The sequence below is a fragment of the Bradyrhizobium sp. USDA 4449 genome (assembly GCF_054056275.1).
The window spans coordinates 157,035-174,492 of sequence record NZ_JBSRYD010000001.1; the positions used below are offsets into that span (position 1 = coordinate 157,035).

Here is a 17,458-nt window from a genome sequence, read left to right on the forward strand (position 1 = left end):
GGATTTGAATGGCTTTCGCGGCATCGGCTGTTTATGGTCCCGTCATGTCCCGCTTCGCGTGCCTCTTCGTTGCTGTCATTCTGTCGCTGCTGCCGGCCACCGCACCGGCCGCGCAAATCCACAAAAAGCAAGCCTGGCATGGCTATGGCTTCCTGCCGGGCTATCGCCAGCCGCTGAGCAACAGCCAGCCGATCTACATGCAGAAGAACGGCTTCAGACGTTACGCGCGCGAAAACCAGCGTCCCTGGTATATCGATCGCGTGCCGGCCTACTACCGCTACATGGACGGCGAATGGCACTATTTCGGCCGGCCCGGCTTCGGTGGCTCCCGCTACAATGGCGGCAGCTTCGGTCCGTGCTGGACGCGGACGCCGATCGGCGCGATCTGGAATTGCGGCTGATCGTCCTTCACCTCTCCCGACCGGGAGAGATGAAACGGACACCTTGATCAAAAAACAGCACGGGAGTGTGCTCCCTATTAGCGGAAATAACCCAGTACGAGATCGATGTCCGAGCTGCCCGGCACCGTGCCGTTCAGCTCGGCATCGATGACGCGGCGGCAGGCTTCGATCGCGGCGTGGTCGCCGAGATCATTGGCGGCCTCCAGCACGAGCCATGCGGCGTCGACCGTGGCCTTCTCCGGAGCCGAGCCGCCGGCGCCAACGAGGCTCTTGTTAAGGCTCTTGTTCTTGCGAACTGCGGTACCGAATTGAGGCAACATTACAAATACTCCCTCGATGTCCCGTTCAGTGAACCTGCTGGAGCTCGGGCTGACGACCCGTCGCGGGATCGGCACCGGCGCTGTTCTTGCGCGACTGGTAGAACTTCAGAATGCTGCGCGAGGTCTCGATCTTGAGCCGGCCGAAATCGCGCTCGTTGTCGTGGAGCTCGCGCGCCGTGATCAGGTGATCCTTGGCGCCGAGGAACAGAAGAGACATCGTCGTGTCCCAGGAAAAGTCGAGCGCCTTGCACAGCACCAGGATCATCTCGCGGTTGCGATCCATCAGCGCCCGCTCGATCACGTCGACCGGCAGCGACGACAGCAGCGACAGGCCGATCTGCACCTCGTCGAAACGATGCTGACGCGCATAGTTCGAGATCGAGACCTGATTGAGGTTGCCCTGCCGGTACTGCGTCGTCACCACGCGCTTGGCGACGAAGTAGCTGCGCGAGGACGGACCGAACTTGGACTGCAGATCGCCGGTGACCTCGGTCACCGAGGTCTGGATCTGCGACATCATCTCGGGACGCTCGGTCTCGAGCCGGCGGCGGACGTCTTCCGACGCCTTGGAGATGAGCTGCTGGAAGATGTGGCGCGGCACGTCCTTGCGCAGACCGAGCTGCTCGGCGAGGATCGAGTCGCCTTCGGCGCGGCGGACCATGTGCAGCAGGCCCGAACCCGAGAAGCGCGCGCCCTCGTTCCTGGCCACGGCGGTGACAACCTCCTGGTTACCACGCTTGACGAGCACATCGGTCACGGCCTCGCCGATCGCCTCGCGCTGGGAGATCGCGAGCAGATGCGCCTGGCCCTTTGTCATGGCGCTCTCGACCAGCACCTTCTCGTCGATGCGGTTGGAGCCGCGCAGCACCGGCCCTGCGACCTCGATCTCGTCATCGAGGGCAAGCTTCTCGATGACGTTGAGAGGGGCGTGATCGCAACCCGCCATCAATTCGGAGAGCTGCGCCCGCGCGGCGACCTCGATCTCGTCGGCGAGCCGGCCGATGACTTCGCCGAACATGCTGATGTCGTCATCGACATAGCGGCCGGTGATCAAAAGGTCGGTCGCATGCCACAGCGCCTTGGCCCTGCTTTCGTCGGTACCACGCGCGATCGCGTCGTCCAGATCTTGTAGAAGCGTCGTCGCCCCGTTCATGTCGATAACCCCAGTTCCTCGCGCGCCATCCTGCGTTTGCGGGCAGGACTCCGGATTGCTCTGGAACCAACCTAGAGATCAAACGCGAGAATCCAGTAAAATCGTCGCAGCAGTTTGCCGACGAAAATTCGTTCAAATGCGGGGAAATGGGCTTACCGGCGCGTCAGGTGCCACCTGTCCCACGCCGGAGGTGGGCACCGAACGGCTCGCACCTTCGTCCTACGGATTCGACGGCGTCAGGACCAGCGGCGGCTTCGGCCTGGGTCTTGCGGGCGGCAGGCCCGGGGCGGGCCGCACGTCGATCGGCGGCGGCAGCGGCGCCACCTGCTGGCTTGCCAGCGGCGGGCTCGGCGCGGCGGGCGCGGCAAGCGGCGCCCTTGGGGTCGGTGCGGCCTTGGGCTCAACCCTCAGCTTCGGCGCAGGGCGGCGCGGATCGCGTCCCGGCAACGGCACCTCGGTCAGCGCCGGAGGCGGCTCCGGTTCGGGCGAGACCAGTGTCGGCAGCGCGGCGGTCGCAGGCGGCGGCTCGCCGCGCTCGATCGCATCCAGCCGCCGCGTCTCGCGATCGATCGTACGCACCGCAAGCCATGACGACAGCGGCGTGAGATCGACGGTGCGGCTGAGCTTGTCGGGCGGACCTGCCGCGAACAGCTGGATCTCCGGTGGCGCGCCGGAAAGGCCGGTCATGATCGGCGTCAGGCTGGCGCGGATATCGGCCTGATCGGCCGGAATGTCGTAACCGCCGGAGACGATGGCGCGGGCGTTCTTGGCTTCGAGCGGGGTCGCACCGACGCGCAGGCGGCCGTCGCGGATCGTGAACGGAATCTGTGCGGAGGCGACCGCTATGGGCGCCGCCGACAATGCGGGCTCGACCAGCTGACGCAACCTGGCGTCGTCGCTCACCTGCCCACCATCGCTGGCGCGGATGGCGATCTCGAAGGCGCGCGGATTGAGGCCGCTGATTTCGGCCGAGTCCAGTGTCACCGTGCCGTTGCCGGCGAGCGCGCCTGTCAGCGCCGAGACGCTGCGGCCCTGGCTCGTCAGCGTCATCTGCACCGAGGCGCGTCCCTTGGGCAGCGCGAGATCGCGGTAGCGCAGCGAGGTCGCATCGACATTGGTGAGATCGAGATGCGCGTTCAGCGCCAGACCGTTGGCGCCGTTGCGCGCATCGAGGCTTGCCGTCATCTCGCCGCCACCGAGGCCGCCCTTGAGCGCATCGAGCGCGAGCGACTGGCCGTCGCCCCTGATCGTGCCGCTGAACGGGCGCAGCTCGATGCCGCCGGGCAGGCTGCCACGCAAGGCTTGAAACGCGATACGGCCGCGCCAGCCAGTGACGAGACCGGCGCTGAGCGCCTCGCCGCTGTCACGTCCGGCCGCGCCGATCGCCAGTGCCAGCGCCGGCGCCAGATCGAGCGTGTCGAGCCCGACCTCGCCGTCGACGGTTTTCTCCTGATCGAGCGTCATGACGAGATGGCCGCGCAGATGCGAACCCGCAGCGGTGCTGTCGAGATCGTCAAAGGTCAGCCGATTGCCTGACAGCGCGAGGCGGGAGGACAGGTTTACGGACCGCGCCGATTTGTCGGCCGGACTGGTCCCGAACAGCGGCGCCAGATTGGCGTTGCGCACGTGCAGATTGACATTGGCCTTCGGCTCCGACGCCGACAATTCGAGATTCCCTTGCACATCCGCGTCCAGCCCGCCGCCACTGAGCTTTGCGTTCAGTTGCATCGGCCCGCGCCATGCGCCGCTCAGCTTGCCCGCGAGCTGCGAAGCGCCCTCGCCCGCAGCGGCGATGCGATCGAGACCGAGCAGCCCCGTCAGCGCGGCGGCCTGGGGTGCCGAGACTTTCGTCTCCAGCGTAAAGTCGCCGTTGCGCAATTTCTCGATGTCGATGCCGTTCACCGCCGCCACAGGCGCTTGCGCGGTGAGCGTGGCAATGGCCTTGAGCTGCGGCGCATCCAGGTCGAAGACGGCGCGCGCGTCGCTGCGATCAGCATGTTCGGCGCTCTTGTCGAGGCTGAGGTCGAGCTTCAACCGCGTCGCGCCAGGCAACGCCGGGATGGCATCGAAGCGGGCGCGCACGGCGGGCGCGATCGGCTCGAGCAGCGCCGTGAGGTCGCGCAGCGAGTTGGCCGACGATGTCAGTGCGAGCCTGCCGGTGGCCTTGGTCCGATCAAAGCTGCCGCTCGCCTCCGTGGTGACGCCGCTCGCCTGGCCGAACCGCAATTGCTCCAGCGACAACGACGTCGGACCGTAGCCGAGCCTGGCTGCGAACGGCCGCAACTCCTGCCCCGCCGAGATCGCACGGCCGATGTCGAGCGAGAGTTTTGCTTCCTCCGGCCATTCGCCTTGAGGGCCGGCGAGCGCGCGCACGAAGCTCGCGGCGGCATCGAGGTCGAGACGGTCGGCCTTGAGATCGGCATCGATCCGCGAGCCCTTGCTGGCGCCCGTTTGGACGAACGCAATGCGGCCCTCGACCGCACCGCCTTCGATGTCGGCCTTCAACTTGTCGATGGCGAGATGGTTGGCGGCGATTGTCACGTCGCCGGCGAGGCGTAACGGCCGCGTGCTGCGCCGGAGAATGTCGTTGCGGCCCTGGAGCCAGGCCACGAGCGTATCGGGATCGGAGGACTCGACGCTGAGGCGGCCGCTAAAGCTGTCGGCGCCGGGCGTCGCGCCATTGAGCGACAGCTGCGTCATGCCGGGCGCGCGCAGCTCGAGCCGCTGGAAGGTCCAGGATCGGCCATCGGTCTGCAGCTCGGTCGTGATGTTCTGGAGCGGGCGGCCGCCCAGCATGATCTGGTCGGCGTTGAACTCGATCTGCGCCGGGATCGGCGCCTGCGGGATCGCCGCAAGCCCTGCGCGCAGCGCCGGCAAAATGCGCAGCGGATCGGCGTCGTCTCTGCCCGCGAGCTTGTCGGCATCGACCTGCCGCGCGGACAGGACCGCACGCAGGAGCGGGGACGCGCCAAACCTGAGATCGCCGACGCCGCCGATCTTCAGCGCGCTATCCTCGGGGCCAAAGCTCGCGTCGATCTGGTCGAATTTGGCGCCTGCCGGATCGGCTTTGAGTTTTGCGGTGAGCTTCCACGGCACCGGTCCCGTCTCGCCTGCCTTCTTCGTCGGCGGCACGGCCAGCGTCAATGCGCCGTCGAATTTCGGCTGGCGGTTGTCGAAGGCAAGCACGCCTTCGAGATCGGCCGAAACGGCGCGCTCGCCGGGATCGATATTGAGGTGCAGACGCGTGGCGCTGCCATCGGGGCTCGGGCCGGAGGACACGCGGAACGGATAGCGTACCCCTCTGGCGGTGAAATTACCGTCGCCCCGCACCGAGCCCGCGAGCGAGCGCACGTCGCCGGAGAAGACGATGTCGTTGAGCTCCAGGGTCGAGCGGCTGGCCGCGTCGTGAAGCGCGATGCGGCCGGTGAGGTTCAGCCGCTCGATGGCGAGCGAAGCCAGATTGAAGGTGCCGCTCGCCGTGGACGGCAAATCGACCTTGCCTCGGGCATCGAGGCCGAGGTCCAACGCCATGCCGCCAATCGAAAGCTCGGTGGCGCGCCATTCGCCGCGCATCAGGGAGCTCAGGCTGAACTCGACGTCGAGCTTGTCGGCACGCAGACGGCCGAGATCGTTGTTGCCGCCGAAGGTGACCGAGCGCAGCCGCAGCGTCGGCGCCGGCAAGAGCCGCGCGTCCAGCTCGCCCCCGACGCGCACCGGCACCCCGATGATACGGGTCGCCTCTGCCTCGAACTGGGGCCTGAACTGGTTCCAGTCGATGAAATAGGGTCCGATCAGCGCAGCCAGAAGCGCTAAAATAAAGGCAATCGCCAATCCGAGCAGCGTCGTCTGCACGGGTCTCCCCTCGGCCAAGCCGGCACCCGGGTCAAACCCAAGCCTTCAATCAAGCTTCAGGCGCGCCGGAACTGCCCCTATATAAAGAGAAGTGTGGCGAAGTCACAGCGGCTGTCGCGCGCGGAGGTTAATGCACCCGGCCATCACCAGCTGGCCGGCAGACGCTTCAGGCCCCGCAGCACGAAGGTCGGCCGCCATTCCGGGTTCTCGACGTCGTCGATGCGCAAATCCGGCAACCGTCGCAACAGGGTCGCGATGGCGATCTCGGCCTCGATGCGCGCCAATTGGGCCCCCAGGCAGAAATGGATGCCGCCGCCGAACGACAGCGGCCGGACGTTTGGCCTGGTGATGTCGAGGCGATCGGGGCGATCGGGATAAACAGCCGGGTCGCGGTTGGCCGAGCCGAGCAGGCAGAGCACGGTCTCGCCCTTGGGGATCCTCTTGCCACCGAGATCGTCGATATCCTCCAGCGTAACGCGGCCGGTCATCTGCACCGAGGAATCATAGCGCAGGAACTCCTCGATCGCGCTGGTCATGAGCTCGGGCCTCGCCTTCAGCAGTGCGAGCTGGTCCGGATTGCGATGGAGCGCCAGCAGACCGTTGCCGATCAGGTTGACAGTGGTCTCGTGGCCGGCACCGAACAGCAGGATGATGTTGGCCGTCAGCTCTTCGTTGGTGAGCTTGTTGCCGTCTTCCTCGGCCTGCACGAGCCGGGTCGTGAGATCGTCCCCCGGATTGCGGCGGCGCAGCTCGAACAGCTGCTGAAAATACATCTGCGCCATCATGTTGCCGGCGTTGCCCTTCGCGATCTCCTCCGGCGTGAGCGGAACCGGATCGAGCAACCGCCCGCCATCGCGCGAGCTCTTGTAGAAGGCCTCGCGGTGATCCTCGGGAATGCCGAGCATCTCGCAGATGATCGTGACGGGCAGGCGGAACGCAAAATCCTCGATCAGGTCCATATGGCCGCGCTCGATCACCGCATCGATGGCCTGATCGACGATCTCCTGGATGCGCGGACGCATGTCCTCGACCCGGCGCGCGGTGAAGGCCTTCACCACGAGGCCGCGCAGGCGGGTGTGATCGGGCGGATCGGACTGCAGCATCCAGTGGCTCATGCTGCGGAAGACCGGCTCTTCCATGATCTCGGGGCTATAGCGGCGCTTGGAGCGCTCGACGAAATCCTTGCCGAAGCGCTTGTCGCGCATCACGAGGCTCACGTCGGCATGACGGCTGGCCACGAATTGGCCGAACGGCGTCGCATGGACCGGATCGATCGTGCGCAGCCGGTCGTAATGCGGATAGGGATCGCGGATGAAGTCCGGCGACAAAGGATTGAACAGCGGATCGCCGCCTGCGGGTTGCACTTGCTCGTTCATGGTGACCTCACATCGGTTGCCGCATGACACGATACGCAGCCCGAGCCCGGAGCCCGGCGTAACCATCCCCAAGATGACTTGATCAGATCATCAACTCGATACATTGTTGTATCGAGTTGCATTCTGCCCTAAACTGGCCCGATGTCAAGGGTGAGAACCAGGCCGACCAGGGACGACACGCGCGACAAGTTGTTCGAGGCGGCCGCGCACGTGTTCGAGCAAGACGGCATCGGCGGCGCCAGCATCGAAGCGATCGCGGCCGCTGCGGGTTTTACCCGCGGCGCATTCTATTCGAATTTCAAGAGCAAGGACGAGCTGATCATTGCGATGCTCGAAGACCATGTCGAGCAGTCGATCCGCCGCAACATGGACATCCTCGCCCAGCACGACAATCTCGACGACTTCATCGCCGCGCTGAAGTCGATGGACCGCAGCAAGCAGGACCCGCTCGGCCGCTCGCCCCTCCTCCACATGGAGATGATCCTGTTCGTTGCGCGCGCCGAGAAGCGCCGGCCGGAACTGGCAAAACGCCTGCGCGCCCGGCGCAAGCTGATCGCCGACATCGTCGAGGCGACCGTGAAGGACAACGGCATGGGCGACACGCTGAACCCGCCCTGGATGGCCTCGGTGGTGCTGGCGCTGGAAGACGGCTTCCGCCTGCACCGGCTGATCGATCCGGACACGACCCCGGCCGACAGCTTTCTGCGCGCGATCACGGATCTGCGGCGCAGGACGGGATTGGCGTCGGACTAAGCCTTTCGCATGCGCTAAACGGTCGCAGTCCGGGGAACGCGCACGCGGTCGGCAAACGCAAAGCAGTGGAACGCGCCGATCTCTTCAGCCGTCGCGATCAGCTACAAGGCTGTGGACGGCAGTCGCCCAGCACGCAAGATAAACGCTCGTTTATCTTCATGACTCTTTGTCTCTCCCGAAGGCGCGCTTGCAACTTTTGCCCGTCGTTGATGTTGGCCCGACATCACAACACCAACGAGGAGGAACGCACATGAAGAAGACCGCGCTGGTTCTCGCAACCGTCGGGATACTCGGCGTGAGCGCCGTAGCGGCACCAAGGCCCGCGGAGGCCCGCTGGCATGGTGGCTTCGGCCCAGCGCTGGCCGGTGGATTGATCGCCGGCGCCATATTCGGCGGCCTGGCATCGTCCGCTTACGCGTATGGTCCGGGCTACGGCTACTATGGCCCGGGTTACGGGTACTACGGCGGCTACGCGCCTGCGTATTACGGCGGCTACGACCCTTATCCGTGGGGCGGCTACACAACGACCTACTACAGCACCGGGTATGCGCCGGCCTATTACGGCTACCACTATCGCCGCATCGTGCGTCCGGCTTACGCTTACTACGGCGGCCCGTTCCCACGGCGGCACTTCTTTCACCATCGTTGGTACCATCACTGGTGATGTGAAGCGCCACGACAGGCTCGGCACGGAACGCTGAGCCCCCGACGTCAAATATCGGGTCGATGCCAAAGGCCGACTCCTTGGGCTTCGACCGGGAGAGATGCGCGCGGCCGCGACAGGGCCGGCGCAACTGCAAGCGACAAACTCAGGGAGATCGAGATGAACATTGGAAAGAATAAGTTCCTGCTGAGCACAGCAGTGCTGCTCGCCGGCGTCAGCCTGGCGTCTGTGCAGGGCTCGGCGCAGGGTATGCGCGAAGGTGCCGGCGGCGGAATGAGTGCTGGCGGCGGAACCTCCAGCGGTGGTGGCGCGGAACATTCCAGCGGTGCGATGTCGCATGGCGCGGGCGGTGCTTCCCACAGCGAAGGCATGGCGCAGGGCCGCGCCGGCGGCCGGGCCGAGGGCTCCTCCGCCATGCAGGATAGCAGGCGCGCCGCTGACAAGAGCGACAAGCAGACCGTGGGCCAGGCCCCCGATCGCGACAATATGCGCCAGTCTCAATCAGAGCATGAAAAGCAAGGCAAGGACCAGACCGTCGGCCAGTCGCATGGCGATCGCGACCACGCGCGTCAGTCCAAATCCGAGAACGACAAGAGCGAACAGAAGAACCAGACCGTCGGGCAGAGCCGCGGCGACCGTATGCATCAGTCGCAAGGCGCAGAGCAGAACAAGAGCGCGACAACGGGCGCCAACACCAAGGACAACCTCCGGGACAAGAGTGCGCAGGACAAGGCTGCGCAAGACAAGAGCGCTCAGGACAAGACCGCACAAGAGAAGAATGCCACCGGCAGGAATGCGCAGGCTCCGAACTCCACCACGACCGGCGCGAACACCAGGAGCGAGGCGCAGAACAAGAACGCGCAGGATCAGAGCAAGACGACCACCGGCGCGAACACGGGCAACAACAACGCCCAGGGTCAGAGCGCGCAGGGCACGACGACCGGCGCCAACACGCAAGGACAGGCAAACGCCCAGGCGCAGACTCAGAACGGGACGACCCAGAGCATGTCCGGCCGCGTGCAGCTGAACGCGCAGCAGGAGACACGGCTGCAACAGTCGGTCCTGAATTCCCGCAATGTGGAGCGCGTGCGGGTCAACGACAACGCGATCAACTTCCGCGTCGATGCCGGCGCGGTCGTGCCGCGGGACATCTCGGTCATCTCTGTTGCGGATTATCCCGCGCTGATCGACGTCTATCCTGACTACCGCGACGACAGCTTCTTCGTCGTCGATGACGAGATCGTCGTCACCGACCGGAGCCGCCGGATCGTCGACGTCATCCCCGCCGGTCCGCGGACGCATTATGCCCGCCGCGGCAGCTCGAGCGGCAACAGCAGCGTCGCTGCGCTCGATCTCAGCCCCGACGAGATCCGAATCGTCCAGCGCGTCCTGATCCAGCGCGGCATGCTGTCCGGCGAAGCGGACGGCGTCCTCGGGCCGGAAACGCGCCGCGCGCTGATCTCTTTCCAGCGGCAGGAGGGCTTCCAGGCCTCCGGCTCGATCGACAGCCGCACCGTCGCTGCGCTTGGCGTATCCAATCAGATCAGCGCCACGCAGGGTCAGTCGACGACGGTCGGCCAGGGCGGGAATAGCCAGTCGACGCCGCCGCAGAACACGACCGGACAAGGCACCGGTCAGAGCAACGCGCCGGCGCAGCAGAACCAGACCACGGGTCAGGCTCCGCAGAACCAGCCGTCCACATCTGACCAGGCGCAGCAGAACCAGCCCGCGAATTCGGGCCAGGCCAGCACAAAACCGCCATCAGGCCAGACCACCGGCCAGGCCCCAGCGCCGAGCAACAACCAGTCGACCGGTCAGCCCAGCACCAACCAGAGCACGCAGACTGGACAGACCAACCAGAACAATGCCCCGCCGCCATCGACGTCTGGGCAGCCGGCCAAGAAGTAATCCGGCCGGTCACGTCTCAAGCCCCGCCTCCGGCGGGGCTTTTGGCTGCCCTCAGCGCGATGCCGTGCTCAGGTTCTCGCCGAAGAACTTCCAGGTCTTGCCGTCGAACTTCGCCAGCTTGAAGGTGTCGAACGTGGAATAGTCCGTTGGCGTCACCGAGACCGTGATGCCGGGCAGGAGAAGCGGCAGCGAGGCCTTGCTGATGTTGGTGGCCTGCTTCAAGACGTTTTCGCGTGTCAGCACGTCGCCGCAATTCTTCAGGATGAGCGCCGTGAACTGCGCGGAGGTGTAACCGACCTGGTTGCTGCCATCGATCGGATTTCCGTCCGGATACCACTGCTTCATGAACGCCAGATAGTCCTGCACGCCCTGATCAGAGTCCCATGCGGGGTCGCCCACGACCTTGAATGCCAGCGCCGTGATCAGGCCGGTGGACGCTTCCAACCCGGCTGGCTCGAGCACGCCGCCGATCGAGCTTGCAACCGACACGATGAAATGCGTCGGCTTCCAGGCGAGATCGGTCACCTTGCGGATCGCCTGCGCACCGAATTTCGGCGTGGCGATCGTCATCAGGACGTCGGCACCGGCGCTCTTCAGAGTGACGACCTGGGAATCGATCGTGGGATCGGTCACCTCATAACTGAGCTCCTTGATGATGAGACCAGCCTTGTCGCCGAGGCCCTCCTTGAAACCCTTCAGGTAATCCTTGCCGAAATCGTCATTCTGATAGATCACGCCGATCTTCGCGTCGGGAAGCTCCTTGAGGATGTACTTGGCGTAGATCTTGGCTTCCTGCGCGTAAGGCGGATAGAACGGCGTCGTCCAGGGAAAGCTCTTCGCATCGTTCCACTTCGAGGCGCCGGTCGAGATCAGCAGGTGCGGAATGCGCTTGCCGTTCAGATATTTCTGGATGGCGGAATTTGTCGGCGTGCCCAGCGAACCGATGTCGGCCAGGATCTCGTCCTGCTCGACGAGCTTGCGCGTCTGCTCCACTGTCTTCGGCGGGCTGTAGCCGTCGTCCATGCTGAGGAAGTTGATCTTGCGGCCGTTGATGCCGCCCTGGCTGTTGATCATCTTCCAGTAGGCGGCCTCCGCCCTGCCCTGCGTGCCATAGGCCGACGCCGGCCCGCTATAAGGCATCGTCTGCCCGATCTTGATCTCGGTATCGCTGGCACCGGGATCGTACTGCTTGTCGGCGGCGAAGGAGGCCGAGCTCGATAGAATGACGAAGGTGGCGACTGCCGCCACCGCAATGCAACAACGCATGAAACTTCTCCCTGTCGCGTCGCTGTTTGCCGCGACGTCTGCGGGGATAATGATCTCGGCCTTGTGGAATGTCGACCCGTTAAGTCGCTCTGCTCAGGAGCCGCTTAGGCCGACCGTTTCACCGCATCGCGACCAGCCGCCGCGACGTCGAGCCGGCCGAGCATCGCCCTCGCCTGTTCCGCGCAATACTCGATCAGCCAGCGCTCAAGGGCGACAGGCGCGAGCGCGGGGGCATAGAGGAAGCCCTGGACGACGTCGCAGCCAAGCTCGGCCAGGATCTTGCGCTGGCCTTCGGTCTCGACGCCTTCGGCAACGACGGTCAGGCCGAGGCCCTGGCCGACGCGCACGACGGCAGTCGCGATGGCGAGTGCGCCAGCATCTTTGTCGACGTCGCGCATGAAACTGCGGTCGATCTTCAGCTCGCGAATCGGCAGATGGGCGAGCCGGCTCAGGCTCGAATAGCCGGTGCCGAAATCGTCCACGGACAGGCCGATGCCGAGCGCGCGGATCGCATGCATCGTCTCCAGCGCGGCAGCGCCGTCCTGCATGAAAGTTCCTTCCGTGATCTCGAGCATCAGCGCGTCCGGCGGCAGCGCGTGTTCGGCGAGGATGTCCGTGAGCCGCGCGGCCAGCGTGACGTTGCGGAAGTTGAGCGGCGACAGGTTGACGGAGACGCAGGGGATGTTGAGCCCGGCCTGGCGCCAGTGCGCCATTTGCCGGCAGGCCTCGCGCACCGACCACAGGCCGATCTGCTCGATCAGGCCGCATTCTTCCGCGAGCGGAATGAATCTTGCGGGCGAGACCTCGCCCAGCGCTGCATCGTGCCAGCGCGCCAGCGCCTCGACGCCGTGGACGGTGCCGTCGCTGCTGCGGATCTGCGGCTGATAGCTGAGCGTCAGCGCCCCCTCCGCGACGGCCCGGCGGAGCGCGGCGATCATCGCCAGTCGCTGCTCGGCAAGCCCCTTCATCTCGGCAGAGAACATGCGATGGGTCGACCGGCCCGCCAGCTTGGCCATGTACATGGCGGCGTCGGCCTGCTGCATCAGCGTGTCGATGTCGGAGGCATGATCGGGGTAGAGGCTGATGCCGATGCTGGCCGACATCGCCATCGGCTTCGATCCGAGCCGAAACGGCGCGGCGAGGGCCTCGGCGATACGCGACGCGACGCGCTCGGCGCCCTCGGCATTGCGATGCGGCAGCAGGATGACGAATTCGTCGCCGCCGAGGCGGCCCAGCATGTCCTGAGGCCCGATCTGCTCGCGCAGGCGTTGCGCCAGCTGGATCAGGAGTTCGTCACCGGCGGCATGGCCGAGCGTGTCGTTGACGTCCTTGAAACGGTCGACGTCGAGGAAGGCGAGCGCGACATGGCTGCCGGTCGGACAGGCATCGATCGCGGTGGTGATCAGGTGCCGCAGCTGCGCGCGGTTCGGCAGGCCGGTGAGGATGTCGTGATAGGCGAGCCGCGCGATCTCGGCGCGCGCCTCCTTGCGCTCGATCGCGAAGGCGCCGAGGTTGACGCAGGCATCGACGATGCGCCGGTGCCAGTTGCTGGGCGCGCACGGCTCGCGATAGTAAAAGGCGAAGGTCGCGATGACACGGCCGTCCTTGGACTTGACCGGGGTCGACCAGCAGGCACGCAACCCGATCGCCAGCGGCATGGCCTTGTAAGGCTGCCAGCGCGGATCGGTGTCGAGATCTTCAGCCAGAACCGGCTCGCCATAGAAGGCGGCGGTGCCGCAGGAGCCGACATCGGGGCCGACGGCGAGGCCATCCAGTGCGCGGGAATAGTCCTCGGGCAGGCTCGGGCCGCCAAGCGGGTGGATCAGGCCTGCGGCATCGATGTGCAGCAGCGAGCAGACGACGTCGGGCGCGATCTGCTCGACGCGGCGGCACAGCCGGTCGGCAATCTCCGTGATCGGCACCTCGTCGGCGAGCGCGCCCATGATGAGCTGCTGCAGCGAGCGCAGCTGCCTGCTCTCGGTGATGTCCTCGAGCAGCGCGAAGATGTGCTTGACGCGGCCCTTGTTGTCGCGGAAGACGTCGATCCGGGCGCACACCCAAATCTCCTGACCGTCCCTGGTGTAGACCAGCGTCTCGACTTCGCCGCGCGGTCCGCCATCGACGAGCCGCTTGACGAGCCTGGCGATCGCCGTGCGGTTGGTGTGGCGACCGGCGATGAGTTCGGCCGCGCGCCGGCCCTCCGCCTCCGCGCTGGTGTAACCGAACAGCGTCGTGAAGGAGGAATTGACGTAGCGGATGTTCTGCTCGACGTCGGTGATGAGCACCGCGCGATTGGTCTGGTCCGAGACCGCGTTGAGGAGCCCGATTCTGACGCGACGCTCGGCGTCCGCGGTCACGTCGCGCGCGAATACGATGTGATGGGTGGCGCCGCCGATGGTCGCCGAGGAAAGTGCGATCATCGCCTTGATCCGGCTGCCGTCGCGCCGCACCAGACTGATCTCGTCGCGGAAATCCACGACCGGATCGGCCTGAAGGCATCTGAGAGTGAGAATTGCGGCATCGCCGCCGAGGGCGTCAGCGCGCGCCAGCTTCCAGATCCGCTCTGCGCCGGCATTGAAATGCGTGATACGACGCGCGCCATCGACGATGACGATGCCGTCGTCGGCGCATTCGAGTGCCGCACGCAGCGCGTCAGGCATCTCGGGCACAGGGGCGTCGCAGCCAGGCATCGTCGGATCCGGATACATCGCAAAGATGCGAAACTCGGCCCGAGGCTAACGCTTCGATGGTGTCCAAGACGTTTTTGCAACCCGTCGGCGTTCGGCGAAGGCACGACATGCTTAACATTCCGCGAACGCCGAGAAGTAATGCGGCGCAGAGGGGGCCCGTTCGGCGCGAGACGCCTGTGCGGCCGGTCGATCAGGGGGCTCAGGCGGCGCCTATTCAGAGACGGTCACGGCCGCCGCGTCCAGCGGTCGGCGTTGACGCTGCCCTGCGGGGCCTCGCCCTTGATGATGGCATCAACCTGCCGCACCGTTTCCAGCGACTGGTACTCGATGGCCTGCGGCGTCAGGCCGCCGACATGCGGCGTCGCGACAACGTTGTGAAGCTTTGCCAGCTCCGGCGTCGGCATCTGGTCGGGGGCGCGGCCGACATCCATCGCGGCACCAGCGATGCGGTTCTCCAGCAGCGCCTTCGCGAGCGCGGCCTCGTCGACGAGATTGCCGCGCGAGAGGTTGATGAAGACGGCATGCTTCTGCATGCGCGCCAGCGCCGCCTCTCCGATCAGTTTTTCGGTCTGCTCGTTGGCGACGGCGAGGCAGACGACGAAGTCTGAAGCCCCGAGCAACTCGTCGAGGCCGACCTGCCTGATCGCGCTGTCGCTGACATCGGCGAAGGGATCGGAGACCAGCACCTCCATGCGCATCACCTTGGCGATTTCGGCGAGATAGCGCCCGATGCTGCCATAGCCGATGATGCCGATCCGGCTGCCGGCGAGCTGCCGCCCCATCCGCGCCTCCGGCTTGCGGCCCGCCTGATAATCAGCCGTGGCCCGCGACACGCCGCGCGAGAGATCGACCATGAAGCCGATCGCCAGCTCGGCGACCGCCTGCACGAAGCCCGGGCCGGCGCGGGTCACCAGCACGCCGGCTTGCGAGGCGGCTTCGACATCGACGTTGCGGATGTCGACGGCGCAGCGGACGAAGGCGCGCAGGCGCGGCAGCTGCGCAAATATCTCGCCGCGGCCTTCAGTCATACGATCGGCGACGATGATGTCGGCGTCCTCAGCCGCCTTGACGAGGCTAGCCGAGTCGAGCGCCTGGTCGCCCTCATGCAGCATCACATCCGCAATGGCGCGCAGGCCGTTCAGACTGCGATCGCCGTAATAGTTGCGGCGCATCTCCGGCGTGTGGGCCAGCAGGACTTTCACGGCAGCACTCCTTCAGTAGCCGAATGCGCGCGGCAACGCGGTCGAGAGCCATGGCACGAAGGCGATGACGAGCAGGCAGAGCAACAGGAGGCCGAGATAGCCCAGGATCGGCCTGACCGTCTGCTCGATCGGCACATTGCCGATCAAACATGCGCCGTAAAGGCCGAGCCCGAGCGGCGGCGCGAACAGGCCGACGCCCATCGCGATGACAAGCACCACGCCGAAATGCAGGGGATCGATGCCGAGCTGCACCGCGACCGGAAGCAGCAGCGGCCCGAAGATGATGAGCGCGGCCGCGCCTTCCAGAACCGAGCCCATCACGATCAGCACAGCGATCGCGAGCAGCATGAACAGCCAGATGCCCGAGGTCCTGGACAGTCCCAGCATGAACTCGCCGACCGCATGCGGCACCTGCTGCAAGGTCAGCGTGAATGCCAGCGACTGCGCGGCGGCGACGATGAACAGCACCAGGCCTGCACGCGTGGCCGCCTGCACGAAACCACGCGCGGCCGATCTGAAACTGAGCTCGCGGAACACCACGCTGCCGACGACAAGTGCGTAGGCGACGGCAAAGGCGGAGATTTCCGTAGCCGTGGCAAAGCCGCTCTTGAAGCCGAAGAAGATCATGAAGATCAGCCCGAAGGAGGCGAGCGCGCCGCTCCACAGGCCCGAAACCGGCACCTGCCGCTCGACCTCTTCGGCGTCACCAGGCGGCTTGCCGAAGGCGATGGAGAACGCGATCAGCACCGCCGCCATCAGCGCCGCCGGCAGCAGCCCTGCCATGAACAGGCCGCCGATCGAAAGGTTCGCGACGAAGCCCAGAATGATCAGGTTGATGCAGGGTGGGATGGTCTCCGCCATCACCGCGGACGCGGCAAGCAGCGCCACCGCGCTGCCCGGGTTCTGCCGCGAGCGGCGCGCCGCCGGGATCAGCACGGAGCCGACGGCCGCAACATCGGCCATCTTCGAGCCCGAGATGCCGGAGAACAGCACCATCGAGGCCACCATCACGACGTTGAGGCCGCCGCGCATGCGACCGACCGCGCGCTGCAACAGCTCGATCAGGCGCACCGACATTCCGTTGGCTTCCATGAGGTAGCCGACGAGGATGAAGAACGGGATCGCCAGCAACACGAAATTGTCGATGCCGCGCGCCATCTGCTGGGCGAAGATGACGCCGGGCAGCGCGCCCTCGACCCAGATGAAGATCAGGGCGGCCAGCGCCAGCGCGAAACCGATCGGCAAGCCGCCGAACAGCGTGGCAAAGAAGCCGATCAGCATCAGCATGCCCGCCGATGGCACCGATGATGGGGACAGGTAGTCCCAGATGAGGTAGAGGCTGGTCACCACGGCGATGGCGATGAGGCCTCCGACGATGTCCGGAAGCGGCCGCGCGCAGAGATGATCGATGGCGAACACCGTCATGAACAGCGCGCCGATGCCCATCGGGTAGAACGTGAGCTCCAGCGGCAGGCCCGAACCGGTGGTCTGCCCTGATGTCAGCGAGCCCAGCTTGATCGCATTGTAGGCGACATAGGCGGAGATCAGCACGACGAGCACCGCGCTGGCGGCATCGACCAGCGTCCGCAGCCGCAACGACAGCAGATCGCGGAAGAAGGACACGCCGACATTCTCGCCGCGCGCGAGCGCGCTTGCCGCGCCGAAGAAGGCGGAGCCGACCATCAATCCGCGCGCGACGTCGTCCGACCATTCGACGGGCGCGTTGAAGAAGAAGCGCAGCAGCACGGAGCCGCAAACGACCGCGAGATCGGCGGCCAGCAGAACGGCCGCGATCGCGTCGCTGCAACGCAGCAGCAACGCGATGCCGCCGTTGCGGCGGTTCGGGAGCGGTACGGCTTCTGCCACCACCATC

At 65.8% G+C, this 17,458-nt stretch carries 12 protein-coding genes; 4 read left to right on the forward strand and 8 right to left on the reverse strand.

Annotated features, from left to right (window positions below):
- The first annotated feature begins 44 nt into the window (after positions 1–44).
- Entirely contained in the window at positions 45–401 is a 357-nt protein-coding gene (locus ACVIIW_RS00790) for a hypothetical protein (RefSeq protein ID WP_456698991.1), read from the forward strand.
- 77 nt (positions 402–478) lie between these two features.
- Here the strand turns inward: ACVIIW_RS00790 and ACVIIW_RS00795 are convergent, their stop codons facing one another.
- From ACVIIW_RS00795 to ACVIIW_RS00810, 4 genes are all read right to left on the reverse strand, one after another.
- Complete coding sequence (locus ACVIIW_RS00795; protein WP_456698992.1) at positions 479–721, reverse strand: hypothetical protein; 243 nt, start codon at positions 719–721, stop codon at positions 479–481.
- 25 nt (positions 722–746) lie between these two features.
- Positions 747–1,874, reverse strand: a complete 1,128-nt coding sequence (locus ACVIIW_RS00800) for a DUF2336 domain-containing protein (RefSeq protein WP_456698993.1) — start codon at positions 1,872–1,874, stop codon at positions 747–749.
- 219 nt (positions 1,875–2,093) lie between these two features.
- Positions 2,094–5,726 (reverse strand): AsmA family protein, encoded by a 3,633-nt coding sequence (locus ACVIIW_RS00805; protein ID WP_456698994.1) that lies wholly within the window; start codon positions 5,724–5,726, stop codon positions 2,094–2,096.
- A gap of 143 nt (positions 5,727–5,869) precedes the next feature.
- Entirely contained in the window at positions 5,870–7,102 is a 1,233-nt protein-coding gene (locus tag ACVIIW_RS00810; RefSeq protein WP_456698995.1) for a cytochrome P450, read from the reverse strand.
- Between the two features lie 141 nt (positions 7,103–7,243).
- Here ACVIIW_RS00810 and ACVIIW_RS00815 point away from each other — a divergent pair, with 141 nt between their 5' ends.
- The 3 genes from ACVIIW_RS00815 to ACVIIW_RS00825 all read left to right on the forward strand — a co-directional run bounded on the left by ACVIIW_RS00815 (position 7,244) and on the right by ACVIIW_RS00825 (position 10,427).
- Entirely contained in the window at positions 7,244–7,855 is a 612-nt protein-coding gene (locus ACVIIW_RS00815) for a TetR/AcrR family transcriptional regulator (protein WP_456698996.1), read from the forward strand.
- Between the two features lie 250 nt (positions 7,856–8,105).
- The gene (locus ACVIIW_RS00820; protein ID WP_456698997.1) at positions 8,106–8,519 is read left to right on the forward strand and encodes a hypothetical protein; all 414 of its coding nucleotides are present in this window, start codon (positions 8,106–8,108) and stop codon (positions 8,517–8,519) included.
- Between the two features lie 159 nt (positions 8,520–8,678).
- Positions 8,679–10,427: a peptidoglycan-binding protein gene (locus ACVIIW_RS00825; RefSeq protein WP_456698998.1), complete on the forward strand. Its 1,749-nt coding sequence runs from the start codon at positions 8,679–8,681 to the stop codon at positions 10,425–10,427.
- Positions 10,428–10,478: 51 nt separating this feature from the next.
- Here ACVIIW_RS00825 and ACVIIW_RS00830 read toward each other — a convergent pair whose 3' ends face one another.
- The 4 genes from ACVIIW_RS00830 to ACVIIW_RS00845 form a co-directional block, all read right to left on the reverse strand.
- Positions 10,479–11,693: an ABC transporter substrate-binding protein gene (locus tag ACVIIW_RS00830; protein ID WP_456698999.1), complete on the reverse strand. Its 1,215-nt coding sequence runs from the start codon at positions 11,691–11,693 to the stop codon at positions 10,479–10,481.
- Between the two features lie 104 nt (positions 11,694–11,797).
- Positions 11,798–14,383 (reverse strand): EAL domain-containing protein, encoded by a 2,586-nt coding sequence (locus ACVIIW_RS00835; protein ID WP_456699000.1) that lies wholly within the window; start codon positions 14,381–14,383, stop codon positions 11,798–11,800.
- A gap of 224 nt (positions 14,384–14,607) precedes the next feature.
- Positions 14,608–15,585: an NAD(P)-dependent oxidoreductase gene (locus ACVIIW_RS00840; RefSeq protein WP_456699001.1), complete on the reverse strand. Its 978-nt coding sequence runs from the start codon at positions 15,583–15,585 to the stop codon at positions 14,608–14,610.
- Positions 15,586–15,597: 12 nt separating this feature from the next.
- Positions 15,598–17,457, reverse strand: a complete 1,860-nt coding sequence (locus ACVIIW_RS00845; protein WP_456699002.1) for a TRAP transporter large permease — start codon at positions 17,455–17,457, stop codon at positions 15,598–15,600.
- Position 17,458: the final 1 nt, after the last annotated feature.